A 24,479-nucleotide genomic window follows, 5' to 3' on the forward strand; every position below is an offset into this window, starting at 1 on the left:
AGGGCTAGAAGAGGAACGCCTTGAGCGTCCCCGTCGCCACCAGCGCGACCAGGGACAGCACCAGGCCCGCGACGGCCTTGCCCCTACCGACCGGGGCGTACCCGTGCTCGGCCATCCGGCTCGCGCGCGACAGGCCCACCGCCGACAGCACGATGCCCACCACCGACACCAGCCCGAAGGTGTTCCCCACCAGCGCCACGATGCCCACCACCAGCCCGGCGGTCGCGAACCCGTTCCGCGGCCGGACCGGGACGTAGCCCGCCGGCTGGCGGTGGCCCGTCCACGCCGAGCCGTCCCACCAGCGCAGGGCCCCGCCGTCGGGGTCGTCGTACCAGCCCGCCGGGGGCGCCTCGCCGGTGCTGGTGGGGCCGGGGCCGTCGGTGCTCATGATCCGCACGCTCCTGTCCGCCGGCACGGTGCCGCGCGAGCACGAGGGTACCGAGGTCAGCGGCGTGCGGAGGCCGTGACCGTGAACTTGCTGCTGCGCGCGACCTGCCGCGTGGGCCCGACCACGGCCTGCAGCCGGGGCCGGTACGCCAGGTGCGAGTTCCACACGCACCACAGCTCGCCGCCCGGCCGCAGCACCCGCGCCGCCTCCGCGAAGAGCTGCAGCGCCACGCCGTCGAGCACCGCGGCGCCGACGTGGAACGGCGGGTTCAGCACCACCAGGTCCACGCTGCCGTCCTCGATCCCGGTCGTGCCGCGCGCCCGCTGCACCCGCACCCGGTCGGCGACGCCGTTCGCCTCGACCGTGGCCCGGGCCGACGCGACCGCGGCCGCCGACTCGTCGGTGGCGACGACGGCGAGCCCGGGACGCGCCGCGGCGAGCACGGCGGCCAGGACGCCGGTGCCGCAGCCCAGGTCGACCGCCAGCGCCGCGTCGGGGACGGCCCGGTCCAGGTGCTCCACGAGGTACCGGGTGCCGATGTCGACCCGCGCACCCGCGAACGCCGCACCGTGCGCGGCGACGACCAGCCCGAGGTCGTCGTGCCGGACCCGCGCCGGCCACACCGGCTCCGGGGCGTCGGGGCGCGGACCGGCGGCGTGCAGCACCCGTGCCTTCTGGCGCCCGAGGCTCGCGTGGACGTCGGCGAAGTGGGCGGCGAGCACCTTGTTCATCGACCGGGACATGTGCTTGTCCCGACCGCCCGCGACGACGACGACGCCGGGAGCAGCGTGCCGCGCGACCAGGCCGGCGACCTCGTCCAGCGCGTCCAGGGAGCGCGGCAGCGCGAGCAGCACCACCTCGGCGTCCGCCAGCAGCTCCGGGCCCGGTCGGTCGACCACGCGGACGGACTCGGCGAGGCCCAGCCGCTCCGCGTTCGCCACCAGTGCCTGCTCGCCGGTGAGGCGGTCGGTGTGCGCGCGGACGTCCCGCAGGCCGAACCGCGCGACCGCGCCGAGCGTGAGGGCGCCGTACCGGTCGCCGACCACGACCACCGTCCCCGGCGCCGCGTCGGCCAGCAGCGGGGCGGCCTCGTCCAGCACCAGCCGGTCGGCCGCGTCCACCGCCGCCAGGTCCGGTGACGGCAGCTCGGGGTCGCAGCGCAGCGCGGCGAGGACGTCCTGGGTCACGGGGCCTCCGGGGCGGTTCGGACGACGGGCGTCAGACGTTGAAGCGGAACTCCACCACGTCGCCGTCGACCATCACGTAGTCCTTGCCCTCGATGCGGGCCTTGCCCGCCGAGCGCGCCGCGGCGACCGAGCCGGCCTCGACGAGGTCGTCGAAGCTGATGACCTCCGCCTTGATGAAGCCCTTCTGGAAGTCCGTGTGGATGACGCCCGCGGCCTGCGGCGCCGTCCAGCCCTGGTGGATCGTCCAGGCGCGGGACTCCTTCGGACCGGCCGTGAGGTACGTCTGCAGGCCGAGCGTGTGGAAGCCGACGCGCGCCAGCTGGTCGAGGCCCGCCTCGTCCTGGCCGTTGTCCGCGAGCATCTCCTTGGCCTCGTCGGGCTCCAGCTCGACCAGGTCGGACTCGAACTTCGCGTCGAGGAAGATCGCGTCGGCGGGGGCGACGAACGCGCGCAGCTCGTCCTGCATCGCGGTGTCGGCGAGGCCGGCGTCGTCGGTGTTGAAGACGTAGATGAACGGCTTGGCGGTCATCAGCTGCAGCGACGCGAGGTCGGCGAGGTCGATGCCCGCGGCCTTCGCGCCCTGGAACAGGGTCTGGCCGGACTCGAGCACGGCCTGCGCGGCCTGGGCGGCGGCGAGCTCGGCGGGGTCCGACTTCTTGATCCGGACCTCCTTCTCCAGGCGCGGGACGACCTTCTCCAGCGTCTGGAGGTCCGCGAGCACGAGCTCGGTGTTGATCGTCTCGATGTCGTCCTTGGGCGACACGCGGCCGTCGACGTGCACGACGTCGGGGTCGGCGAACGCGCGGGTCACCTGGCAGATCGCCTCGGCCTCGCGGATGTTCGCGAGGAACTTGTTGCCGAGGCCCTCGCCCTCGCTGGCGCCCTTGACGATGCCGGCGATGTCGACGAACGACACCGTGGCGGGGAGGATCTTCTCGCTGCCGAAGATCTCCGCGAGCTTCTCGAGCCGCGGGTCGGGCAGCGGGACCACGCCGACGTTGGGCTCGATCGTCGCGAACGGGTAGTTCGCCGCGAGGACCTGCGCCCGGGTCAGGGCGTTGAAGAGCGTGCTCTTGCCGACGTTGGGCAGGCCGACGATGCCGATGGTGAGTGCCACGGGCGACCATCCTACGGGTCGGGTCCGGTCAGGCGAACGAGCGCATGGTCGCCAGCAGCTCCGGGGCCCGCCGGTCGTACACGGCGGCGCCGAGCCGCACGCCCACGACCAGCGCGGCGACCCCGACGCCCAGGCCGACCACCGGCGTCAGGACGTGCAGCACGGGGTGGCCCGTGACCACGGCCGCGGTGCCGAGGCCGACCGTCGGCAGGCAGACGGCGAGCAGCACGAGCATCCCGACGCTCTGCGTCAGCATCACGGCGAACGACGTGCCCTGCGGCGTCGAGAACGGGTTGTCACCCGGCTTCGGCACCGGGTAGACGACCCGAGCCGAGTACACGGAGGACGCGCCGACCCCGACGGCCAGGACGCCCAGGGACATGCCCAGCACGGGGACCGTCGCGTCCCAGCGGCCGCTGACCCCGAGCACGAGGACGTCGGTCGCGAGCACCACGACGCCGCCGACGACCAGCCCGGCGGCGGCGCGGCCGGTCCGGTCCACCCGCCCGTCCACCGGCGCCGCCACGTGCGTCCAGAACGCGGTGTCGTCGTACGCGACGTCCGCGGACAGCGACCAGCCCATCACGAACGCGACCACGACCCCGGCGCCCAGCACGACCGCACCGCCCCGGCTCAGGAACCACAGCAGCAGCACCAGCACCGGGACGACCGCCACGGCCGCCGCGTACCGGGAGTCGCGCACCCAGTACGTCAGGCAGCGCGCGGCGACCGCGCCGGTCGGCGTCGCCGGCACCCGGTCGAAGAACCCGAGGCCGGCGCTGCGGGCGACCCGGCCGCCGCCGCCCGGGCGCACCATCGCCGCCGACAGCGCCCGGTCCCAGACGACCACCAGGACCGCGAGCGCCCCGAGCCCGATCCCGAGCCGGGCCAGCGCCGCGAGCCACGCGCCGTCCGCCACGTCCGCCGCCAGCGCCCAGGGCGCGCCGACCGGGGTCCAGCCGACGACCACGCCGACCCCCGGCAGCCCGTCGGCGACCGCGGACAGCCCGGCGGTCACGCCGAGCACGATCGGGCCCGCGAGCATCAGCGGGACGATCGCGAGCACCGCCGCGACCTCACGGAACCGGCGGCCCCCGACCAGCGGCGCCACCAGCGTCGTCACCGCGCGCGAGCCCACGACGCACAGGGCGACGCCGAGCACGCCGCCGACGACCCCGGCGGCGACCGCGGCCGGTGCGCGCCACCACGCCAGCGCCGAGGCCAGCCCCAGCACGGTCGTCGCCGCGCCCGGCAGGCCGACCAGACCCCCGAGCGCCAACCCGGTGAGCAGCGACCGCAGCGGCACCGGGAACAGCCGGAACCGGTCCGGGTCCAGCGTGCTGTCCACACCGAACGCGACCAGCGGCAGCAGCCACCACCCCACGACGAGCAGCGCGCCGGCCAGCACCAGCACCGTGCGGGTCAGCCCCGGGTCGTCCTGCCGGCCCAGCAGCACCAGGCCGACCACCGCGAGGAGCAGGAGGAACAGCGTGTAGAGCACCCCGAGCGCCAGCCCGACGACCTTCCACACGCTGCGCCGCAGGCCGTTGCGCAGCAGCGTCAGCTTCAGTCGGACGAGGTGCGCAACCACGCGAGCGCCCCCTCCGTGCGGCGGCCGCCGACCAGCTCCACGAACCGGTCCTCCAGCGTCGCCGACCCGCGGACGTCGTCCACGGTGCCCTGCGCGAGCACGTGGCCGTCGGCGATCACCGCGACGTGGTCGCACATCCGCTGCACGAGGTCCATCACGTGCGAGGACACGACGACCGTGCCGCCGCTCGCCACGTACGACGCGAGGATGTCGCGGATGTTCGCCGCGGACACCGGGTCGACGGCCTCGAACGGCTCGTCCAGCACCAGCACCCGGGGGGCGTGCACCAGGGCGCAGGCCAGCGCGATCTTCTTGGTCATGCCCGCCGAGTAGTCGACCACCAGGGTGTCGGCGTCGGCGGTGAGGTCGAACGTGCGCAGCAGGTCGGCGGTGCGGTCCCGCACCGTGTCGCGGTCGAGCCCGCGCAGCAGGCCCGCGTACGTGACGAGCTGGGCGCCGGTGAGCCGGTCGAACATCCGCACGCCGTCGGGCAGCACGCCGAGGTGCGCCTTCACCGCCGCGGGGTCCGCCCAGAGGTCCTGCCCGCGGACGAGCACCCGCCCGAAGTCGGGGCGCAGCAGGCCCGTGGCCATCGACAGCGTCGTCGTCTTGCCCGCCCCGTTGGGACCCACCAGGCCGTAGAAGGACCCGCTCGGCACCTCGAGGTCGACGCCCGCGACGGCGATCTTCGTGCCGAAGCGCTTCCACAGTCCCTGGATGGACAAAGCGGACATTCGCTCCATCGACCCAGCATAGGCGCGGGCGTGTCGGTGGCGCCTGGCAATCTGCGGGTCATGGAACTCGGACAGGTCGTGGCTCTCGCCGGTGCGCTGCTCGTGGGCGTCGTGCTCGGCTGGCTCGGGGCGTCCGGGCGCGGGGCCGGGCGGCTGCGCGCCGCCGAGGTCGACGCCGCACGGTGGCGGACCGCCGCGGAGCTCGGCGGGGCGCCGGACGAGGACCGGCAGGCCGACCGGTTCCGCGCGCTCGCCGCCGACGCGCTGGCCCAGAGCAGCGAGCAGTTCCTCGCGCTCGCGCACCAGAGCCTCGCGGCCCGGCACCAGGAGCAGTCCGGCGACCTCGCGCAGCGCGAGCAGGCGGTGCGGGCGCTCGTCGACCCGCTCGCCCGGACGCTCGACGCGGTGCGCACCGAGCTCCGCACCGCCGAGCAGGGCCGGCTGCAGGGCGACGCCGCGCTCGGGGAGCAGGTCCGGCAGATGCGCGAGGAGGCCGGTCGGCTCCGCGAGCAGACCTCCCAGCTGGTGACGTCGCTGCGGTCGTCGCAGGTGCGCGGCCGGTGGGGCGAGGTCCAGCTGCGCCGCGTCGTCGAGGCCGCGGGGATGATCCCGCACGTCGACTTCACCGAGCAGGCGCAGGTGCGCACCGACGACGGCGTGCAGCGGCCCGACATGGTGATCCGCCTCGCCGGGGGCAAGCGCGTGGTCGTGGACGCCAAGGTCGCGTTCCTCGGGTTCCTCGAGGCCGCGGAGGCCACCGACCCGGCCGAGCGCGAGCGCCGCCTCGCCGCGCACGCCCGGCACCTGCGCACCCACGTCGACCAGCTCGCCGCCAAGCGGTACTGGGAGCAGTTCAGCCCGGCGCCCGAGTTCGTCGTGCTGTTCGTGCCGGCGGAGGCGTTCCTGCACGCCGCGCTCGACGTGGACCCGGGCATCGTGGAGCGCGCCTTCGACCAGAACGTCGTCATCGCCACGCCGATGACGCTGCTCGCGATGCTGCGCACGGTGTCCTACGCCTGGCGCCAGGACGCGCTGGCCAGCAACGCCCAGGCGGTGCTCGACCTCGGCAAGGAGCTGCACGGCCGGATCGCGACGCTCGGCGGGCACCTCTCCAAGGTCGGCCGGGCCATCGACCAGGCCGCCACGGCCTACAACCAGTCCGTGGCCTCGCTCGAGTCGCGGGTGCTGGTGAGCGCCCGGAAGTTCGCCGACCTGCGGGTGGTCGACGGGGACCTCACGACGCCGCCCGCGGTCGAGCGGCGGCTGTCCGTGGTCACCGCGCCCGAGCTGGTGGCGTGGGAGTCGGAGCGGGTCGTCGGGCTGGACCCCGACGGGGCCGGTGCGCCGGGGACCGGGCGGCGGCGGGCGGACGCGCTGGGGGCGCTGGACGACGCGGTGCTCGGCCAACCGCGGACGGACGGCTGACGCGCCCGACGCCGGGCGCCCGGGTCCAAGCGCCCCGCCGGCTCAGACCGGGCGGATCGCCAGGTCCCGGCGCTGCTCGCGGCTCGGCCGCGGGTCGGCCCCGCCGGCGGCCTTGAGGTCGGCGCGCAGCTCGCGCGGCAGCGAGAACATCAGGTCCTCCGTCGCGGTCCGCACCTCCTCGACCTCGCCGAACCCGTGCGCCGCCAGCACGTCCAGGACGTCCCGCACCAGGATCTCCGGCACCGACGCGCCTGACGTCAGCCCGACGGTGCGCGCCCCGACCAGCCACGCCGGGTCGACCTCCGCGGCGGTGTCCACCCGGTACGACGCGCGGGCACCCGCCTCCAGGGCCACCTCGACCAGCCGCACGGAGTTCGACGAGTTCGCCGAGCCGACCGTGATGACCACGTCGCACTCCGGGGCGAAGCTTCTTCACCGCCACCTGCCGGTTCTGCGTGGCGTAGCAGATGTCGTCGCTCGGCGGGTCCTGCAGCAGCGGGAACCGCTCGCGCAGCCGCCGGACGGTCTCCATCGTCTCGTCCACCGACAGCGTCGTCTGCGAGATCCACACGACCCGGCTCTCGTCGCGGACGACGACGTCCGCGACCGCGTCCGGCGACGCGACGACCTGCACGTGGTCCGGAGCCTCGCCCTGGGTGCCCTCGACCTCCTCGTGACCGGGGTGCCCGATCAGCAGGATGTCGCGGTCGTCGGCCGCGAACCGCACCGCCTCCTTGTGCACCTTCGTCACCAGCGGGCAGGTCGCGTCGATCGTCCGCAGCTGCCGCCGCTCCGCCGCCGCACGCACCGCCGGGGACACCCCGTGCGCCGAGAACACCACCCGGGCGCCCTCGGGCACCTCGTCGGTCTCCTCGACGAACACCGCGCCGCGGGCCGCCAGCGTGTCCACGACGTGCCGGTTGTGCACGATCTCCTTGCGGACGTACACCGGGGCGCCGTAGTGCTCGAGCGCCTGCTCGACGGCGACGACCGCCCGGTCCACGCCCGCGCAGTACCCGCGCGGGGCGGCCAGCAGCACGCGCCCGCCGGAGCGCGCGGGGCCGACGTCCGAGGGGGCGGTCACCCCGCGAGTCTAGACGCGGCCCCGCCCCACCGCCCCGCCGGGTGGATCCATCCCGCGGGGCTCGCCGAGGCGTGTCGCGCGCGTGGATCCACCCCGCGCAGCAGGTGGGACTCGAGCCACCGGGTGGATCCATCCGGCGGGGCTCGCCGAGGCGTGTCGCGCGCGTGGATCCACCCCGCGCAGCAGGTGGGACACGAGCCACCGGGTGGATCCACCCCGCGGGGCACGCCGACGCGCGTCGCCCCCGTCGACTCCACGTTGTCGCCGGTGCGTGGGAGGGTGTGCGGGTGCCGCAGTCCACCCCCACCACCCCGCCCACGGAGCTGCCCGCCCGCGCCGCCGACACCACCGCCGAGCGTCCCTGGCCGGTGCGGCTGCTGTCCGCGAAGATCGCCGACTACGTCGCGAAGATGTCGCCGCTGTGGGTCGAGGGGCAGGTCGTCCAGCTGAACCGCCGCCCCGGCGCGGGCATCGCGTTCCTCACGCTGCGGGACACCGACACCGACATGTCGCTCCCCGTCTCGCTGCCCGCCCACGTGCTCGCGGCCGCGCAGACGCCGCTGGCCGAGGGCGCGCACGTCGTCGTGCACGCGCGACCGACGTTCTGGACCAAGCGCGGCACCCTGCAGCTCAACGCCGACGAGGTGCGCGCCGTCGGGGTGGGCGAGCTGCTCGCCCGGATCGAGCACCTCAAGCGGGTGCTGGCCGCGGAGGGGCTGTTCGACGCGGACCGCCGGGTGCCGCTGCCGTTCCTGCCCCAGGTCGTCGGGCTGGTGTGCGGCCGCGAGTCCAAGGCGGAGCACGACGTGGTGGTCAACGCCCGCGCCCGGTGGCCGCAGGTGGAGTTCGTGATCCGCGAGGTCGCCGTGCAGGGCGCCGGCGCCGTGCCCCAGGTGACCCGGGCCGTCGCCGAGCTCGACGACGACCCGCGCGTCGAGGTGATCGTCGTGGCCCGCGGCGGCGGCTCCGTGGAGGACCTCCTGCCGTTCAGCAACGAGGCCCTGGTCCGCGCGGCCGCCGCGTGCCGCACGCCGCTGGTGTCCGCGATCGGGCACGAGACCGACACCCCGCTGCTCGACCTCGTGGCCGACTACCGGGCGTCGACCCCCACCGACGCCGCCAAGCGGATCGTCCCGGACGTCGGTGAGGAGCGCGCCCGCGTCACCCAGGCGCGCGCCCGGATCCGCGCCGCCGTCGAGCACCGCGTCACCCGGGAGGCCGCCGGCCTGGAGCAGGTGCGCAGCCGCCCGGTGCTGGCCCGGCCGCACACGATGGTCGAGACCCGCGAGGCGGACGTCGTCCGACTGCGGGACCACGCCCGCCGGAGCCTCGACCACGCGCTGACCGGGGCGGTGTCGTCGACGCGCGCCCTCGCCGCGCAGGTCCGGGCCCTGTCCCCCGCCGCGACGCTCGAGCGCGGGTACGCGGTCGTGCAGACCGCCGACGGGTCGGTCGTCCGGGAGGCCACGGCGGTCGCCGCCAAGGACACGCTGCGCGTCCGGGTCGCCCGCGGGGAGCTGATGGCCACCGTGCTCGCGGTCGCCCCGCCGAAGCGCACCACACCGACGCCGCCCGCCGGCTGACCCGCCCACCTGCCCGCCGGCCCGACGACCCGCGCGAGCGGGGGCGCACCGGGTGGGCGGTCGTTGGTTAGATGGGTCCGTGAGCGCCACCACCCCCGCACCCGACTCCCCCGCCGTCGCCGAGCTGTCCTACGAGCAGGCGCGCGACGAGCTCGTCGCCGTCGTGTCCCGGTTGGAGGCCGGCGGCGCGACCCTCGAGGAGTCGCTGGCCCTGTGGGAGCGCGGCGAGGCCCTCGCGACCCGCTGCCAGGAGTGGCTGGACGGCGCGCGCGCGAAGCTCGACGCCGCCCGCGGGTCCGACGCCCCCGGCGGCGGCGACCCGTCCTGACACCCCGTGCCCGGCAGACCGTCGGGCACGCGCGGCGGTGCGCCGCAGCCGATCCCGACCCGGCACCGTCGCCGGACCTGAAGGAGCCGCATGACCGAGAAGACCGCCGCCCGCGCCCTCGTCGTCGGGGAGGCCCTGGTGGACGTGGTGCTGCGGCCCGGCGCCGATCCGGCGGAGCACCCCGGCGGCAGCCCGGCGAACGTCGCGATCGGCCTCGGCCGGCTCGGCCGCCGGGTGGACCTGCTGACCTGGCTCGGCCCGGACGCCCACGGCGACCTCGTGCGCGCGCACCTCGCGGACTCCGGCGTGCACGTCCTCGACGGCGACCGTGCCCCGGACCGCACCTCCGTGGCCCGCGCCCACCTGGACGCCGACGGCGCCGCGACGTACGAGTTCGACCTCGCGTGGGACCTGCCCGGGCGCTGGGACGAGGACGAGGACGCCCCGGCGGTCGTGCACACCGGGTCGATCGCGACGGTGATCGCCCCCGGCGGCGAGGCGGTCGCGCGGCTGCTGGCCGACCGCCGCGCGACGTCGGCGCTGACCTACGACCCGAACCTGCGCCCCGCGCTGATGGGCAGCCCGGCGGACACCCTGCCGGTCGTCGAGCACCTGGTGGGCCTGGTGGACGTCGTGAAGGTGTCCGACGAGGACCTCGCGTGGCTGCACCCGGGCGTCGCCCCCGTCGAGATCGCCCGCGACTGGCTGTCCCGCGGGCCGGCGCTGGTCGTGGTGACGCTCGGCGGCGAGGGTGCCGTCGCGGTGACCGCCGCGGGTGACGAGCTCACGGTCACGGCCCCGCGGGTCGAGGTCGCGGACACCGTGGGCGCCGGCGACTCGTTCATGGCCGGCCTGATCGACGGCCTGTGGTCCGCGGGGCTCCTGGGTGCCGACGCCCGGACCCGGATCGCCGCCGCGGACCGCGGCACGATCGAGCAGATCCTCACCCGCTGCGTCCGCATCGCGGCCATCACGGTCTCCCGGCCGGGCGCCAACCCTCCGAGCGCCGCGGACCTCGCGGGGTGAGTCGCCAGGCGAGGTCGGGGGTTTCGCTCCGGATCGGACGCTGAAACCCTCGACCTCGCGTGAAACCCTCGACCTCGACGGGCGCGAGCCGGGCGCGGGCGGGTCAGGAGGCCTGGCGGGACTCGCGCTCGCCCTGGCGGGCGGGGGCGCGCTGGGCGCGGGCCAGGGCCGCGCGCCGGTCCTCCTCCGTCTCGCCGTCGATCCGGCGGGCCGCCTCCTCGTCGTGCGTGAGGTTCTCGCCCGACTCGGGGTCGAACACCAGCAGCCGCGCCGGGTCGAACCACAGGTGCGCGTCGCTGCCGTCGCGGACGCGGCTCTCCGAGCCCAGCGCGACGATCATCTGGGTGCGCATCCCCTCGCCGTCGAGGTCCCGGTCGAGCTCCTCGAGCTTCGCGGCGACGTCGGGGTGGGTGTCGAACGGGATGTAGGCGTACAGCTCGGAGCCGAGCCACTCGACGACGTCCACCTCGGCGTCGAACGTCAGACCGCCGTCCCGCTTGGCGTCGTCGAGCGTCCGGGCGTCCTCGACGTGCTCCGGGCGCAGCCCGACGATGACGAGCTCCCGGTCACCGATCCGGGACCGCAGCTCGTCGGTCAGCGGCACCTCGGCGAACGGCAGCCGCAGCACGTCGCCCCGGACCTCGCCGGGCATGAAGTTCATCGGCGGGGAGCCGATGAACCCGGCGACGAACAGGTTGACCGGCTGCTCGTAGAGGGCACGCGGGCTGGCGACCTGCTGGAGCTCGCCCTTGCGGAGCACCGCGACCCGGTCGCCCAGGGTCATCGCCTCGGTCTGGTCGTGCGTGACGTAGACGGTCGTGGTGCCGAGCCGCCGCTGCATGCGCGCGATCTCGGTGCGCATCTGGCCGCGGAGCTTCGCGTCGAGGTTCGACAGCGGCTCGTCGAACAGGAACGCCTGGGCGTCGCGGACGATCGCCCGGCCCATCGCGACGCGCTGCCGCTGCCCGCCGGACAGGTTCGCCGGCTTGCGGTCGAGGTGCTCGCGCAGCTCGAGGGTGTCGGCGGCGAACTCGACGTTGTCCTTGATCTGCTCCTCGGTGTACTTGCCCTTCTGCAGCCGCAGCGGGAACGCGATGTTCTCGAACACGGTCAGGTGCGGGTAGAGCGCGTAGTTCTGGAACACCATCGCGAGGTGCCGGTCGCGCGGGGCGCGGTCGTTGACCACCTCGTCGCCGATCTTCAGCTCGCCGGAGGTGATGTCCTCCAGGCCGACGATCATCCGCAGCAGCGTGGACTTCCCGCAGCCGGACGGGCCGACGAGGATGACGAACTCGCCGTCCTTGATGTCGAGGCTGACGCCGTTCACGGCCGGGAAGCCGTCGCCGTACTTCTTGACGATGTCCGTCAGGGTGATGGATGCCATGAGATTGCCTCCTGAGGGGTCCGGGCGTCGTGGGCGTCAGCCCTTGACCGCGCCCTGGGTCAGCCCGGACACGATCTGGCGCTGGAACAGCAGCACCAGGACGACGACGGGGATGGTGACGACGACGGCGGCGGCGGAGATCGCGCCGGTGGGGTCCTCGAACTGGGACGCGCCGGAGAAGAACGCCAGCGCCGCGGGCACCGGCCGCGCGGCCTCGGTCGAGGTGAGCGAGATGCCGTACACGAAGTCGTTCCAGGCGATGAAGAACGCGATCAGCGCGGTGGTGAACACGCCCGGCGCCGCGAGCGGCACGATCGCCTTCCGGAACGCCTGCCAGGTGGTCGCGCCGTCCACCTGCGCGGCCTGCTCCAGCTCCCACGGGATCTGCCGGAAGAACGCGGTGAGCGTCCAGATCGAGATCGGCAGCGTGAGCGACAGGTACGGGATGATCAGGCCGGGCCAGGTGTCGTAGAGGCCGATCGAGCGCCACAGGTTGAACAGCGGCGTGACGATCGAGATCACCGGGAAGATCGACACCCCGAGCGCGGTGGTGAGGATGAGCTTGCGGCCCGGGAACTCCAGGCGGGCGATCGCGTAGGCGGCGAGCGTCGCCAGGACCGACGAGATCGCGGTGGCGATCAGCGAGATGCCGATGGAGTTGCGCAGCGACGACAGGAACAGCTCCTGCGCGGAACCGCCCGGGCCGAGGATCTGCTCGTAGTTGCTCCACGTCCAGGTGGTCGGGAGGAACTTCCCGGTGTTGAGGTCGCTGGGCAGCTTGAACGACGTCGCGATGATCGACAGCACCGGGAACAGCGCGTACACGAGGACGGCGACGGTGATGGCGGCCCACGCCACCTTCTGCTTGCCGGACAGGGCACCCATTTACTTCTCCCCCGTGCACCGGCGAGGTCCACCTTGAAGATCTTGATCGCGATGAAGCAGATGACGAGCACGCAGACGAACAGCAGCACCGAGATGGCGGACCCGAGCCCGATCTCCAGGCGCCCGATCGACGTCCGGTAGGCGAGCAGCGAGAGCACGGTGGTGCCGTTCGCGCCGTTCGTCATGATGAAGACGTTGTCGAACACGCGGAACGCGTCGAGCGCCCGGAACAGGACGGCGACCATGATCGCGGCCTTCATGTTCGGCAGCACGACGCGCTTCATCCGCTGCCACCAGGTGGCGCCGTCGACCTGCGCGGCCTCCTCGAGGTCGCTCGGGACCTGCGCGAGGCCGGCCAGCAGCAGCAGGGAGATGAACGGCGTGGTCTTCCAGACCTCGGACGCGATGATGACGAACAGGCTGGTGCCGGTGCCGGCGAACCAGTTGAGGTCCTCGCTGACGCCCGGCACCCAGTCGAACCACTGGTTGACGTACCCGGAGCTGATGTCGAACGCGTAGAACCACGCGAACGCCGAGACGACGGTGATGATCCCGTACGGCACGAGGATCGCCGTGCGCAGCAGGCCGCGCAGCCGCAGCACCGCCCGGTGCATGACCAGGGCGAGCGCGAAGCCGAGGACGACCTCGACGGCCACGGTGATCACCATGATGAGCGTGGTGACGCCCAGCGACTGCCAGAACACCTGGTCGCCGAGGATGACGCCGTAGTTGCCGAGCCCGACGAACGCCCGGTCGTCCGGCGCGGTGAGCCGGTTCCGGAACAGGGACTCGTAGACGGCCTGGAGGATCGGGTAGGCGGTGACGGCGAGCATCACCACGAACGCGGGACCGGCGAGCAGCCAGCCCAGCCGCGCCTCGGCGCGGGCCCGGTCGCTCTTGCGCGGCTTCGACGCCGACCGTGCGGTGGCGCGGTGCGCTGCCTCGACCTCGGTGCTCACAGCAGACGCTCCCCTCGCAGGACGGCGGTGATGAAGTCGGTCGACTCCTGCGGGGTCGTGTCCGGGTCCACGGAGACCGGCGGGTGCCAGGTCTCCTGCAGGCCCTGGGAGACCTCGTTGTAGTACGGGGTCTGCGGCCGCGGCGCGGCCTGCTGGAGGGACTGCCGGATGACGTCCGCCATCGGGAACGTCTCCTGCACCTCCGGGTCGTCGTAGGCGACGGTGCTGGCCGGCGGGTTGCCGTCCGACACGAAGTACGCGGCCTGGTTCTCGGGCGCCACGATGCACTGCGCGGCCTCGTAGGCCTCGTCGACGTGCTCGCTGAACGCCCCGACGCCGAGGTTGATCCCGCCGTACGGCGGCGCGGCCTCCTCGCCCTCCACGACCTGCGGGTAGACGGCCCAGCCGACGTCGTCGAGGAACGACTGGTCGAGCGTGCCGTCCTCGACCGCGCCCTGCATCGCCGGCCAGACGAACGGCCAGTTGACCATGAACGACCCCGTGTCCCCCTGGAACTGGGCCAGGGCGGCGTTCTCGTCCTGCGTCGGCAGACCCGGACCCGCGAGCCCGTCGGTGCCGATCTCCGCGATGATCCGCGCCGCCTCCCGGCCCGCGTCGCTGTCGAGACCGAGCTCGACGTCCTCCGCCGACGCCTCCGGGGTCTCGACGATCTGGCCGCCCGCCGACTCGATGAGCGCGTTGAGCCACACCGTGTACGCCTCGGCCTTGATGCCCTGCACGCCCAGCCGCAGGTCCTGGTCGCGCGCGGCGTCCATCACCTGGTCCCAGGTCACCGGCGTGGCCGCCGGGTCCAGGCCCGCGGTCTCGGCGACCGACTTCTTGTACCAGAGCAGCTGGGTGTTGGCCCAGAACGGGACCGTCACCAGCTCGTCCCCCCACGACGCACCCTGCAGGGCACCCTCCGCGACGTCCTGGCTGACGGCCTCCGCGACGTCGTCCGGGACCGGCGCGAGGAACCCCGCGTTCGCGAGCTCGGGGATGAACGGCGGGTCCAGGCTCATGAGGTCGATCGAGGAGTCGGCCGCGGCGAGCCGCCGCGCCAGCTGCTCGCGCTGGGAGCTCGCCTCGCGGGGCAGCACCGAGACCTCGATCCGGTAGGCGCCGTCGGCGGCCTCCGTGCACTGCTCCGCCAGCGTGGCCTGACCCCCGGCGTCCGGGTTCGTGTACCAGGTCAGCACCGGGGTGTCGTCGGCGGGCGCGCACGCCGCCAGCCCCGCTCCCAGCGCCAGCACCGCCGTCCCGGCGATCGCCCTCGACCGTCTACGCACCGTCACTGCTCTCCCGCCCTCGTGAAACACGTCGTCCCTGACCACAAGGGGTACCCCGGGTTCGCGGGGCCCGCCACCGGGGGCGCGATCCGGACGGCGCCGCCGGACCGTGCTGCCGGACCCGCGCCGGACGGTGCACCATGGGGCGCATGGCTACCCCCAGCACCCCCGCCGAGGCCTGGTCCGCGCTGCGCGAGGGGAACGACCGCTTCGTGCGCGGCGAGATGGCGCACCCCTCGCAGGGCTTCGAGCGACGCGCCGAGGTCCAGTCGGCGCAGCACCCGTTCGCGGTGGTGTTCGGCTGCTCGGACTCCCGGGTCGCGGCGGAGATCATCTTCGACCAGGGCCTCGGCGACGTGTTCGTGGTCCGCACCGCCGGGCACGTGCTCGACACCACCGTCATCGGGTCGATCGAGTACGGCGTGGAGGTCCTGGGCGCCTCGCTCGTGGTCGTGCTCGGCCACGACTCCTGCGGCGCGGTGGCCGCCGCGACGGCCGCGCTGACCACGGGCGAGCTGCCCCGCGGGTTCGTGCGCGCCGTCGTCGACCGCGTGATCCCCAGCATCGTGTCGCTCGCGCACGGCCCCGACGCGCAGGGCCGCCCCCGGGACCTGTCGACCGTCGACCCGGTCGAGCTCGGCCACGAGCACGTCCGGCACACCGTCGACATGCTGCGGTCCTACTCGGTCACGCTCGCCGAGGCGATCGACGAGGGCCGGTGCGCCGTGGTGGGCGTCGAGTACACGCTCGCGGACGGCCAGGCACGGCTGACCTCGGCCGTCGGCGACGTCGACGAGCAGCCCCTGCCTGCCTGACGGCCGCGTCGATGGCAGGATGCCGCGCATGAGCCTGCACGCCGACGACGCCGTCCAGTACCGCACCGAGCACGACACGATGGGCGAGGTGCGGGTCCCCGCCGCCGCCCTGTACCGCGCGCAGACCCAGCGCGCGGTGGAGAACTTCCCGATCAGCGGGACCACCCTGGAGCGCGGGCACCTCGCCGCGCTCGCCCGGGTCAAGAAGGCCGCGGCCCGCGCCAACGCCGAGCTCGGCATCCTCGACCCCGCGGTCGCGGGTGCCATCGCCGACGCGGCCGACGAGGTCGCCGAGGGCCGGCACGACGCGCACTTCCCCGTGGACGTCTACCAGACCGGGTCCGGCACGTCCTCGAACATGAACATGAACGAGGTGCTGGCCACGCTCGCCACCCGCGCGCTGGGCAGCGACGTGCACCCGAACGACCACGTGAACGCCTCGCAGTCCTCGAACGACGTGTTCCCGACGTCGGTGCACGTCGCCGCGACCGACGGGGCGGTCAACGACCTGCTCCCGGCCCTCGACCACCTCGCCACCGCCCTCGAGCGGCTCGCCACGCGGCACGCCGGGGACGTCAAGGCCGGCCGCACGCACCTGATGGACGCCACCCCGGTGACGTTCGGCCAGGAGTTCGGCGGGTACGCCGCCGCCGTGCGCCGCGGCGTCGAGCGGGTGCAGGCCGCGCTCCCCCGGGTCGCGGAGGTCCCGCTCGGCGGCACCGCCGTCGGCACCGGCATCAACACCCCGGCGGGCTTCCCGCAGCGGGTCATCGAGCTGCTCGCGCAGGACACCGGTCTGCCGCTGACCGAGGCCCGCGACCACTTCGAGGCCCAGGGCGCCCGGGACGGGCTGGTCGAGCTGTCCGGTGCGCTGAAGACGATCGCGGTCAGCCTGACCAAGATCTGCAACGACCTGCGCTGGATGGGCTCCGGACCGAACACCGGCCTGGGCGAGATCCGGATCCCCGACCTGCAGCCCGGGTCGTCGATCATGCCCGGCAAGGTCAACCCGGTGATCCCGGAGGCGGTGCTCATGGTCGCCGCGCGGGTCGTCGGCAACGACGCGACCGTCGCGTGGGCCGGGGCCAGCGGCTCGTTCGAGCTGAACGTGCAGATCCCGGTGATGGGCCAGGCGGTCCTGGAGTCGACGCGGCTGCTGGCCGCGGCGTGCCGGGTGCTCGCCGACCGCACCGTCGACGGTATCGAGGTCGTCGTCGAGCGGGGCGCCGCGTACGCCGGGTCCTCGCCGTCGATCGTGACGCCGCTGAACCGCGTGATCGGCTACGAGGCGGCGGCGACGATCGCGAAGCACGCGGTCAAGGAGGGCATCACGGTCCGCGAGGCGGTGGTGGCGCTCGGTTACGTCGAGCGCGGCGAGGTCACCGAGGCCCAGCTCGACGAGGCCCTGGACCTGCTGAGCATGACCCGCCCGGCCGGCTGACGCGCCGCCGACCCCGCCACCGACGCCGAGACAGGGCCGTCGCGCCGAGACAGGGCCTCCTGGCGTCCTGTCTCGGCGCGGAGGCCCTGTCTCGGCGTTCGGACGGGGCGGGTCGGCTCGGGCGGGGCGGGGCGGGGCGGGTCGGGGCGGGTCAGCGCGCCAGGGTGAACTCGTCGGCTCCGCGGGCGAGCTCGGCGGCGACGTCGGCGAGCGTGACGACCGCCTGCCGCACCTCCGCCGCGCCGTCGAACGCCTGGCCGGCGGCCTGGGCCACGTCCGCGGCGCTGCCGGCGATGTCGGTGGTGCTCTCGGCGGCGACGACCAGGTTCCGCTCGATCTCCGACGTGGTCGCGCTCTGCTCCTCGACGACCGCGGACACGGCGCCCTGGAGCTCGTCCACGGTGGTGACCGCCTGCGAGATCCGGCCCACCGACGCCTGCACGTCGGCGGCGTCCCGGGTGACGGCCTCCAGCACGGGGGCGATCGTCCCGATGGCGTTGGACGTCTGCTGCGCCAGGTCCTTGACCTCGCCGGCGACGACCGCGAACCCGGCGCCGGACGCGCCCGCCCGGGCGGCCTCGATGCTGGCGTTCAGCGCGAGCAGGTGGGTCTGGCTGGCGATCGTGGTGACGGTGTCGAGGACCGCGGCGATCTGCGAGGTCGACGCCGCGAGCCGGTCGGCGGCGGAGGCGGCCTCGGCGGTGATGCCGACCGCCTGCGCGGCCTCGCCCGACGCGGACGTGACGTCCTGCGCGACGGACTCGATGGACGCACGCATCTCGGTCATCGCGGCGGTGACGGTCTGCACCTCGGTGCTCACCACCGACGCCGAGCCGGCGGCGCCCTGCGCGCGGGACACGGTGCGCCCGGCGGCCTCCTCCAGCGTGCCGGACGAGCCGTCGAGCCGGCCGGCGGTGCTCCGCACGGCGTCCGCGCCCCGCTGCATCCGGGTCAGGGCGGCGCGCATCGCGTCGATGGCCTCGCCGAGCGCGGTGCCCATGACCCCGATCTCGTCGGCGCCCTCGCCGCGCACCTCGACGGACAGGTCCCGGTCGGCGACCCGGCGGATCGCGGTGGTGAGCCGGCCGATGCGCCCGACCACCCGCCCGGAGATCCACACGACGAGCGCCACGGCGAGCAGCGCGACCACGAGGCCCACCACCAGCTGCGTGACGACCAGCGTGCGGGCACCGGACTCGAGCTCGCCGGAGACGGCGCGCAGGTCGGCGTCGAAACCCCAGGCGCCCACGGTCCAGCCCCAGGCGGCGTACCGCGCGAGCTGCACGGTCGCGGTGCCGGCGTCCCCGAGGTCGACGCGCTCGGCGACGGTCTCGCCCTCGCCGAGCTCGGCGGCGGCCTCGACCAGGCGCGCGGCGTAGGGCTGGCCGTCGGCGTCCACGTCGCCCGCGGCGTCGCCGGCCTGGCCGCCGGGCGGCGGGACGATCCACTGGCCGGACGCGTCCGCGACCGTCAGGTAGCCCTGCGCGCCGACGGTGACCTCGGCGAGCGCGGAGCGCAGCGGCGCGTCGACGTCGGTCTGCGGCACGCCGACGAACAGCGCGCCGACCACCTCGTCGCCGACGACGAGCGGCGCGTAGGCGGTGACGAACGGCTGACCCACGACCAGCGCGGTGCCGTAGTAGGCGTCGCCCGCGAGCAGCGAGGAGACCACGGCGTTCGGGACGCCGCCGGCGCCGGTCGCGCCGATCGCGGTGCCGATCGCGCGCCTGCCCTCGGCGTTGGTGACGCTGGTGGCGACGCGGAGCATGTCGCCCTCCTCGTTCACGCGCTGGAACACGGTGACGGAGGCGCCGAGCAGCGTGCTGATGTCGTCCACGACGGGCACGGGCGCGGCGGGGTCGGTGGTGCGGCCGAGCCACGTGCCGCCGACGAGCAGCTGCGGGAGCGTGACGTCCTCGGTCGCGCCGCTGGTCTGGTCGGTCACGGTCCACGGCTCGGGCGCGCCGAACGACACGGCCCCGGCCTGGGCGAACGTCTGCTGGGCCACGCGCAGGTCGGACGCCATCCGGTCGGTGACGGTCGCGACCTGGGTGGTGACGAGGGTGACCGCCTGGCTGGTGGTCTGCACCATCGAGTCGGTGGTGAGGCGGTCGACGTCGTCGCCGGCGGAGCGCGCGAGGCCGGACACCTGCCACCCGCCGACGACGGTGAGCAGGGCGGCGGTGACGGCGACGGCGCCGGCGCCGGTGGCGACGAGCTGGGCGCGCAGGGATGTGCGCAGCGAGGGCAGGGGCACAGGGGTCTCCTGGTCCGAGGGGCGAGCGCGACGTCGGCCCCCCTCCGACGCCGACGTTGACCTCCGCCCTATCGGGGGACTTTGGTCCCTTGTGAGCGTCGCGGGCCCGATGTGCCCGGGTTTCACCCGTCCGGTCAGGCGCCGCCCTCGACCCGGACCAGCACCCGGGACAGCAGCTGCGCGAGCCGCTCGGCCTCGTCCGGGTCCAGGCCCTCGAGCACCCGGGACTCCCGCGCGAGGTGCTCGGGCATCAGCCGGTCGACCGCCGCACGCCCCTGCTCGGTGAGCTCGAGCAGCACGCCCCGGCGGTCGCGGTGCGGGATGCCGCGCGCGACCAGGCCCGCCCGGACCAGCGCGTCGGCGCGCTTGGTGATGGCGGCGCCCGACGCGGCGGTGAGGGTCGAGACCTCGCTCGCCCGCAGGGCCCGCCCCGCGCGGCGCAGCGCGGTCAGGACGTCGAACTCCCCGCGGGTCAGGCCCTCGTCCGCGAGCGCCGCCTCGGACTGCGCGGCGAGCAGCGCGGCGATCCGGGTGATACGCCCGGCGACCGCGATGGGCGCGACGTCGAGCCCGGGGACCTGCTCGTGCCACTGGGCCCGCAGGCGATCGACGCTGTCCACGGCGGTCACTCTATCGACGACATGGTGTTTCACCGGTAAAACACACACGAACGGACTCGCGTACACTCGTCCGGTGCACCGCCTGACCCTCCTCGCCGCCCTCGTCCACCCCCGCCAGGTCCGCGACGCCGTCCGCCCGTCGCGCGGAGCGGGGCCGTCGACGCGCCGGCTGGTCGACGGGGCGGTGCGCTGCGGGCTCAGCGTCACGCTCGCGCTCGCGCTCGTCGCCGCGACCGGGCGGCTCGACCTGGCCGGGTACGCCGCCCTCGGCGCGCTGGCGTCGCTGTACGGCCGGTCGGACCCGGCGCCGTGGCGCGCGCGGGTCGGCGCCCTGGCGGGCGCCGGGCTGGTCGCCGCGGTCGTCGTGATGTCCGCGCTCCAGGCGGCCGACGCACCGACCGTCGTCGTCCTGGCCGCCCTCACGCTGCTCGCCGCCGGAGCGTCCGCCGGCACCGTCGCCCTGCGCACCGGACCGCCCGGGGCGACGATCCTGGTGTTCGCCGCCGGGGCCGGCAGCGCGCCCGTCACGGGCGGGACGTCCGAGGTGCTGCTCCGCGGCGCGGCCGCCGTCGCCGGTGCGCTGGTCGCCTGGCTGGTCGCGAACGCCGGGTCGACGCTGCGCCGCGTGCGGCAGGGCCCCGCCCACACCCCCGCCCCCGGCGACCGCGCGCCCGCGGTCCGGGACGTGCTGCGCGCTGGGTCCGCCGACGGCGCCGCGCTGGCCGCCGCGCTCCGGGTCGGCGTCGCCGGTGCCGTGGCCGGGGCCGTCGCGACCGTCGCCGGCTGGGGCCACCCCGCGTGGGCGGTGATGGGCGCCGCCGCCGTCCTCCAGGGGGCGCACGTCCGGCACATGGGCGTGCGGGCGCTGCAGCGCGCGGCGGGCACGGCCGTCGGGGCCGCGATCGCTCTGCCGCTGCTCGGCGCCGACCTCCCGTTCCTGGCCGTCGCCGCGCTGGTCGTCGTGCTCCAGACCGTGACCGAGCTGGTCGTGGCGCGGCACTACGGCGCCGCCATGCTCACGATCACCCCGATGGCCCTGCTGATGACCTCGATCGGCGGCGCTCCCGACCCGACCGCGCTGGCCGTCGACCGCGCGCTCGACACCGTGCTCGGCGCGGTCGTGGCGCTCGTCGTGGCGGTGGCGGCGGCCCGCCCGGAGCCCGCCGCCACCGCACCGGCGACGTCAGAGGCTCGATGCCCTCCAGCATCTCCGTGACGAGGGCCGCGACGGGCGACCGCTCGGAGCGGGTCAGCGTGACGTGGGCGAACAGCGGGTGGCCCTTGAGCGCCTCGATGACCGCGGCGACGCCGTCGTGCCGACCGACGCGCAGGTTGTCGCGCTGGGCGACGTCGTGCGTCAGCACCACGCGTGAGCTCTGCCCGATCCGCGACAGCACCGTCAGCAGGACGTTGCGCTCGAGCGACTGCGCCTCGTCGACGATCACGAACGCGTCGTGCAGCGACCGCCCGCGGATGTGCGTGAGCGGCAGCACCTCGAGCAGCTCGCGGTCCATGATCTCCTCGACCACCTCGCGGCTGACCACCGCGCCGAGGGTGTCGAACACGGCCTGCGCCCAGGGGTTCATCTTCTCGGACTCGCTGCCCGGCAGGTAGCCGAGCTCCTGCCCGCCGACCGCGTACAGCGGTCGGAACACCATCACCTTGCGGTGCTGCCGACGCTCCAGCACCGCCTCCAGGCCCGCGCACAGCGCGAGCGCCGACTTGCCCGTGCCCGCCCGGCCGCCGAGCGACACGATGCCGACCGACTCGTCCAGCAGCAGGTCGATCGCGACCCGCTGCTCCGCGCTGCGGCCGTGCAGCCCGAAGACGTCCTGGTCGCCGCGCACCAGCTGGACGTGCTTGTCCGCCGTCACGCGGCCGAGCGCCGAACCCCGCGGGCTGTGCAGCACCAGCCCGGTGTGGCACGGCAGCGTCGGGACGTCCGCGATGTCCGCGAGCGGCAGCGACTCGTGCTCCCAGAGCTGCGCCATCTGCTGCTCGGGCAGGTCGAGGGCGTCCATCCCGGTCCAGCCGGAGTCCACCGCGAGCTCGTGCCGGTACTCCTCGGCCCGCAGCCCGATCGCCGACGCCTTGATCCGCATCGGCAGGTCCTTGGACACCACCGTGACGTCGGCGCCCTCGGCCGCGAGGTTCGCCGCGCACGCGAGGATCCGGGTGTCGTTGTCGCCCAGCCGGAAACCGGCCGGCAGCACCGTCGGGTCCGTGTGGTTGAGCTCGACCCGCAGCGTGCCGCCCTGGTCGCCGATCGGCAGAGGCGCGTCGAGCCCGCCGTGCGCGATCCGCAGGTCGTCCAGCATCCGCAGCGCGGTCCGGGCGAAGTAGCCGAGCTCGGCGTGGTGCCGCTTGGCCTCCAGCTCGGTGATGACCACGACCGGCAGGACCACGTCGTGCTCCGCGAACCGCGTGATCGCCCGCGGGTCGGACAGCAGGACCGAGGTGTCCAGGACGTGCGTCCGGCGGCCCTCCGGCTGGTCGGTCGAGGCGGTGGCGGTTCCCAGCTTGCTGACCACGGCGGGCTCCCTCCCGGGGGACGGCGGTCGCCGTCCGCTGCTCGGGACGCTACGCCCGGGGTACGGCCTGCCGGCCAGCGCGACACGCCGCGGGTGTGATCTGCAACACGATGTTCACCTGGCGGTCGGCGCCGGGTCGCTCAGCGCCCGTGCCGCCGCTCGCGGGCCGCGTAGTCGCGCACCGCGCGCAGGAAGTCCACCCGCCGGAAGTCCGGCCAGTACACCTCGCAGAAGTAGTACTCCGAGTGCACGCTCTGCCACAGCATGAACCCGCCGAGCCGCTGCTCCCCCGACGTGCGGATCACGAGGTCCGGGTCCGGCTGGCCCTTGGTGTAGAGGTGGTCGGCGATGTGCTCGACGTCGAACGTCGCCGCGATGTCGTCCAGCGTCGCGCCCTCGGCGGCCCGCTCGACCAGGTACGACCGCACGGCGTCGGCGATCTCCTTGCGGCCGCCGTAGCCGATCGCGACGTTGACGTGCAGGCCCACGACGTCGGCGGTCGCCGCCTCGGCGTCGCGCAGCACCTGCACGGTGCGGTCGGGCAGCAGGTCGAGCGAGCCGACGGCCTGGAGCCGCCAGCGCCGGGTCGCCGCGAGCTCCCGGACCGCGTCCTCGATGATGCCCAGCAGCGCCTCGAGCTCCGCGGCGTCGCGGGTCAGGTTGTCGGTCGACAGCATCCACAGGGTGACGACCTCGACGCCGACCTCCTCGCTCCACGCGAGCAGCTCGGCGATCCGGTCCGCACCGCGCCGGTGCCCCGTCGCGGTGGACTCGCCGAGGTTGCGCGCCCAGCGCCGGTTGCCGTCCAGGATCACGCCGACGTGCCGCGGGACCCGGTCACGCGGCAGCGACGCCGCGATGCGACGCTCGTACAGCCCGTACAGCGGGTGGGGCAGGCGCACGCGACGGCACTCCTTCGGTCGGACGGATGGCGGTGCTCACGGTACCGGCACCCTCCGCCCGGTCACGCGCGGTCGCGGGTGCGGCGGGGGGAGGATCTGTGCAGGTGCGCGGGCCACCGCGACCGCTACCTACGGCTCCGTAACCTACGGCTTCGTAGGTTAGTCTTCGGGGCGTCCCCGCCACCGAGAGGAGCACCGCCGTGAAGATCGCCGAGTCCGCCGAGCAGGTCGTCGACGCCGTCAAGCCGCGGCTGCGCGGGTGGATCCACGCGGGCATGTTCCCGCTCGCCACCGCCGCCTCGGTCGTCCTGGTCGTCCTCGCGCCGACCACCCCGCTCACGCTCGCCAGCGCCGTGTTCGGCGTCGCGGCGATGCTGCTGTTCGGCACCAGCGCCGTCTACCACCGCGGCACGTGGTCGCCCCGGGTCGCGGGCGTCCTGCGCCGGCTCGACCACACCAACATCTTCCTGGTCATCTCCGGCACGTACACGCCGCTCGCCGTGGCGCTGCTGCCCGCGAGCACCGCACGGACCCTGCTGATCGTGGTGTGGACCGGCGCCGTCGTCGGGCTGCTCGCCCGGGTGTTCTGGCTCGGCGCCCCGCGCTGGGTGTACGTCCCGGTGTACGTGGCCCTCGGCCTCGTCGCCGTGGGCTACCTGCCGGACTTCGCCCGCGCGGAGAACGGCGGCCCCGAGGTCGTGTGGCTGGTCGCCGGCGGCGGCGTCGCGTACATCGTCGGCGCGGTGGTCTACGGCCTGAAGCGCCCCAACCCCAGCCCCCGGTGGTTCGGGTTCCACGAGATCTTCCACGCCCTGACGGTGGTCGGCTTCACCTGCCACCTCGTCGCGGTGTCCCTGGCCGTCCTGCGCTGACCCGACGCGGCCCCGACGCGCCCGAGCGCGGGCGCGACGCTCCCGCGAGGGCGCACGAGAC

At 74.7% G+C, this 24,479-nt stretch carries 19 protein-coding genes and 3 pseudogenes; 8 read left to right on the forward strand and 14 right to left on the reverse strand.

All coding sequences use genetic code 11. The annotated features are described in order from the left end of the window. Positions 1-4 precede the first annotated feature (4 nt). Genes AC1VL8_RS00790 through AC1VL8_RS00810 form a run of 5 tightly spaced genes read right to left on the reverse strand, consistent with a single transcriptional unit; the run spans position 5 to position 5,026 of the window. The gene (locus AC1VL8_RS00790; RefSeq protein WP_483073747.1) at positions 5-388 is read right to left on the reverse strand and encodes a DUF2510 domain-containing protein; all 384 of its coding nucleotides are present in this window, start codon (positions 386-388) and stop codon (positions 5-7) included. 56 nt (positions 389-444) lie between these two features. Next, positions 445-1,575 carry a class I SAM-dependent methyltransferase gene (locus AC1VL8_RS00795; RefSeq protein WP_483073748.1) on the reverse strand — a complete coding sequence of 377 codons (1,131 nt, stop codon included), beginning with the start codon at positions 1,573-1,575 and terminating at the stop codon, positions 445-447. Positions 1,576-1,606: 31 nt separating this feature from the next. Then, a complete protein-coding gene (ychF, locus tag AC1VL8_RS00800; RefSeq protein ID WP_389230997.1) occupies positions 1,607-2,692 on the reverse strand; it encodes a redox-regulated ATPase YchF in 1,086 nt (361 codons plus the stop codon). A gap of 28 nt (positions 2,693-2,720) precedes the next feature. Further along, on the reverse strand, positions 2,721-4,283 hold the full coding sequence (locus AC1VL8_RS00805) for a hypothetical protein (RefSeq protein WP_483073749.1): 1,563 nt from the start codon (positions 4,281-4,283) through the stop codon (positions 2,721-2,723). Continuing rightward, positions 4,259-5,026 carry an ABC transporter ATP-binding protein gene (locus tag AC1VL8_RS00810; RefSeq protein WP_483073750.1) on the reverse strand — a complete coding sequence of 256 codons (768 nt, stop codon included), beginning with the start codon at positions 5,024-5,026 and terminating at the stop codon, positions 4,259-4,261. The genes AC1VL8_RS00805 and AC1VL8_RS00810 overlap by 25 nt, the downstream gene beginning before the upstream one ends. Before the next feature lie 51 nt (positions 5,027-5,077). On the opposite strand from AC1VL8_RS00810, the gene AC1VL8_RS00815 reads away from it, so the two are divergent. Then, complete coding sequence (locus AC1VL8_RS00815) at positions 5,078-6,442, forward strand: DNA recombination protein RmuC (protein ID WP_483073751.1); 1,365 nt, start codon at positions 5,078-5,080, stop codon at positions 6,440-6,442. 42 nt (positions 6,443-6,484) lie between these two features. On the opposite strand, the pseudogene AC1VL8_RS00820 reads toward AC1VL8_RS00815, so the two are convergent. Beyond that, a pseudogene (locus tag AC1VL8_RS00820) lies at positions 6,485-7,481 on the reverse strand (4-hydroxy-3-methylbut-2-enyl diphosphate reductase). Between the two features lie 332 nt (positions 7,482-7,813). On the opposite strand from AC1VL8_RS00820, the gene xseA reads away from it, so the two are divergent. The 3 genes from xseA to AC1VL8_RS00835 all read left to right on the forward strand — a co-directional run bounded on the left by xseA (position 7,814) and on the right by AC1VL8_RS00835 (position 10,463). Then, positions 7,814-9,109: an exodeoxyribonuclease VII large subunit gene (gene xseA, locus AC1VL8_RS00825; RefSeq protein ID WP_483073752.1), complete on the forward strand. Its 1,296-nt coding sequence runs from the start codon at positions 7,814-7,816 to the stop codon at positions 9,107-9,109. Positions 9,110-9,188: 79 nt separating this feature from the next. Then, the gene (locus AC1VL8_RS00830) at positions 9,189-9,437 is read left to right on the forward strand and encodes an exodeoxyribonuclease VII small subunit (protein ID WP_483073753.1); all 249 of its coding nucleotides are present in this window, start codon (positions 9,189-9,191) and stop codon (positions 9,435-9,437) included. Between the two features lie 90 nt (positions 9,438-9,527). Continuing rightward, entirely contained in the window at positions 9,528-10,463 is a 936-nt protein-coding gene (locus AC1VL8_RS00835; protein WP_483073754.1) for a carbohydrate kinase family protein, read from the forward strand. A gap of 103 nt (positions 10,464-10,566) precedes the next feature. Here the strand turns inward: AC1VL8_RS00835 and AC1VL8_RS00840 are convergent, their stop codons facing one another. The 4 genes and pseudogenes from AC1VL8_RS00840 to AC1VL8_RS00855 form a co-directional block, all read right to left on the reverse strand. Beyond that, a complete protein-coding gene (locus AC1VL8_RS00840) occupies positions 10,567-11,847 on the reverse strand; it encodes an ABC transporter ATP-binding protein (RefSeq protein ID WP_389231021.1) in 1,281 nt (426 codons plus the stop codon). Between the two features lie 36 nt (positions 11,848-11,883). Beyond that, on the reverse strand, positions 11,884-12,732 hold the full coding sequence (locus tag AC1VL8_RS00845) for a carbohydrate ABC transporter permease (protein WP_483073755.1): 849 nt from the start codon (positions 12,730-12,732) through the stop codon (positions 11,884-11,886). Beyond that, a pseudogene (locus AC1VL8_RS00850) lies at positions 12,732-13,691 on the reverse strand (carbohydrate ABC transporter permease); the annotation flags it as partial. The gene AC1VL8_RS00845 and the pseudogene AC1VL8_RS00850, both read right to left, overlap by 1 nt. Next, positions 13,688-14,980, reverse strand: a complete 1,293-nt coding sequence (locus AC1VL8_RS00855) for an extracellular solute-binding protein (RefSeq protein ID WP_483076163.1) — start codon at positions 14,978-14,980, stop codon at positions 13,688-13,690. The pseudogene AC1VL8_RS00850 and the gene AC1VL8_RS00855, both read right to left, overlap by 4 nt. A 149-nt stretch (positions 14,981-15,129) precedes the next feature. On the opposite strand from AC1VL8_RS00855, the gene AC1VL8_RS00860 reads away from it, so the two are divergent. Both AC1VL8_RS00860 and AC1VL8_RS00865 read left to right on the forward strand, forming a co-directional pair. Continuing rightward, positions 15,130-15,795, forward strand: coding sequence for a carbonic anhydrase (locus AC1VL8_RS00860; RefSeq protein ID WP_389231032.1), 666 nt, complete (start codon positions 15,130-15,132; stop codon positions 15,793-15,795). Positions 15,796-15,823: 28 nt separating this feature from the next. Next, a complete protein-coding gene (locus AC1VL8_RS00865; RefSeq protein WP_483073756.1) occupies positions 15,824-17,236 on the forward strand; it encodes a class II fumarate hydratase in 1,413 nt (470 codons plus the stop codon). Between the two features lie 151 nt (positions 17,237-17,387). On the opposite strand, the gene AC1VL8_RS00870 is transcribed toward AC1VL8_RS00865, so the two are convergent. Then, entirely contained in the window at positions 17,388-19,493 is a 2,106-nt protein-coding gene (locus AC1VL8_RS00870; RefSeq protein WP_483073757.1) for a methyl-accepting chemotaxis protein, read from the reverse strand. Positions 19,494-19,627: 134 nt separating this feature from the next. After that, positions 19,628-20,113 carry a MarR family winged helix-turn-helix transcriptional regulator gene (locus AC1VL8_RS00875; protein ID WP_483073758.1) on the reverse strand — a complete coding sequence of 162 codons (486 nt, stop codon included), beginning with the start codon at positions 20,111-20,113 and terminating at the stop codon, positions 19,628-19,630. An 808-nt stretch (positions 20,114-20,921) separates the two neighbouring features. On the opposite strand from AC1VL8_RS00875, the gene AC1VL8_RS00880 reads away from it, so the two are divergent. Next, on the forward strand, positions 20,922-21,329 hold the full coding sequence (locus AC1VL8_RS00880; protein ID WP_483076164.1) for an FUSC family protein: 408 nt from the start codon (positions 20,922-20,924) through the stop codon (positions 21,327-21,329). On the opposite strand, the pseudogene phoH2 reads toward AC1VL8_RS00880, so the two are convergent. After that, positions 21,304-22,644: pseudogene (gene phoH2, locus AC1VL8_RS00885) on the reverse strand (RNA 5'-3' helicase PhoH2); the annotation flags it as partial. The gene AC1VL8_RS00880 and the pseudogene phoH2 overlap by 26 nt on opposite strands. A gap of 140 nt (positions 22,645-22,784) precedes the next feature. Continuing rightward, positions 22,785-23,546, reverse strand: coding sequence for an isoprenyl transferase (locus AC1VL8_RS00890; RefSeq protein WP_389231046.1), 762 nt, complete (start codon positions 23,544-23,546; stop codon positions 22,785-22,787). Between the two features lie 200 nt (positions 23,547-23,746). On the opposite strand from AC1VL8_RS00890, the gene trhA reads away from it, so the two are divergent. After that, positions 23,747-24,418 (forward strand): PAQR family membrane homeostasis protein TrhA, encoded by a 672-nt coding sequence (gene trhA / locus AC1VL8_RS00895; RefSeq protein ID WP_483073759.1) that lies wholly within the window; start codon positions 23,747-23,749, stop codon positions 24,416-24,418. The last annotated feature ends 61 nt before the right edge of the window (positions 24,419-24,479 follow it).

This window comes from Cellulomonas sp. KU4C (assembly GCF_056868065.1).

Coding starts and splice junctions, on each gene's coding strand:
- AC1VL8_RS00790 (WP_483073747.1), bottom strand. CDS start 388: ATGAGCACCGACGGCCCCGGCCCCACCAGCACCGGCGAGGCGCCCCCG.
- AC1VL8_RS00810 (WP_483073750.1), bottom strand. CDS start 5,026: ATGGAGCGAATGTCCGCTTTGTCCATCCAGGGACTGTGGAAGCGCTTC.
- AC1VL8_RS00815 (WP_483073751.1), top strand. CDS start 5,078: ATGGAACTCGGACAGGTCGTGGCTCTCGCCGGTGCGCTGCTCGTGGGC.
- AC1VL8_RS00835 (WP_483073754.1), top strand. CDS start 9,528: ATGACCGAGAAGACCGCCGCCCGCGCCCTCGTCGTCGGGGAGGCCCTG.
- AC1VL8_RS00840 (WP_389231021.1), bottom strand. CDS start 11,847: ATGGCATCCATCACCCTGACGGACATCGTCAAGAAGTACGGCGACGGC.
- AC1VL8_RS00845 (WP_483073755.1), bottom strand. CDS start 12,732: ATGGGTGCCCTGTCCGGCAAGCAGAAGGTGGCGTGGGCCGCCATCACC.
- AC1VL8_RS00860 (WP_389231032.1), top strand. CDS start 15,130: ATGGCTACCCCCAGCACCCCCGCCGAGGCCTGGTCCGCGCTGCGCGAG.
- AC1VL8_RS00865 (WP_483073756.1), top strand. CDS start 15,824: ATGAGCCTGCACGCCGACGACGCCGTCCAGTACCGCACCGAGCACGAC.
- AC1VL8_RS00880 (WP_483076164.1), top strand. CDS start 20,922: ATGGGCGCCGCCGCCGTCCTCCAGGGGGCGCACGTCCGGCACATGGGC.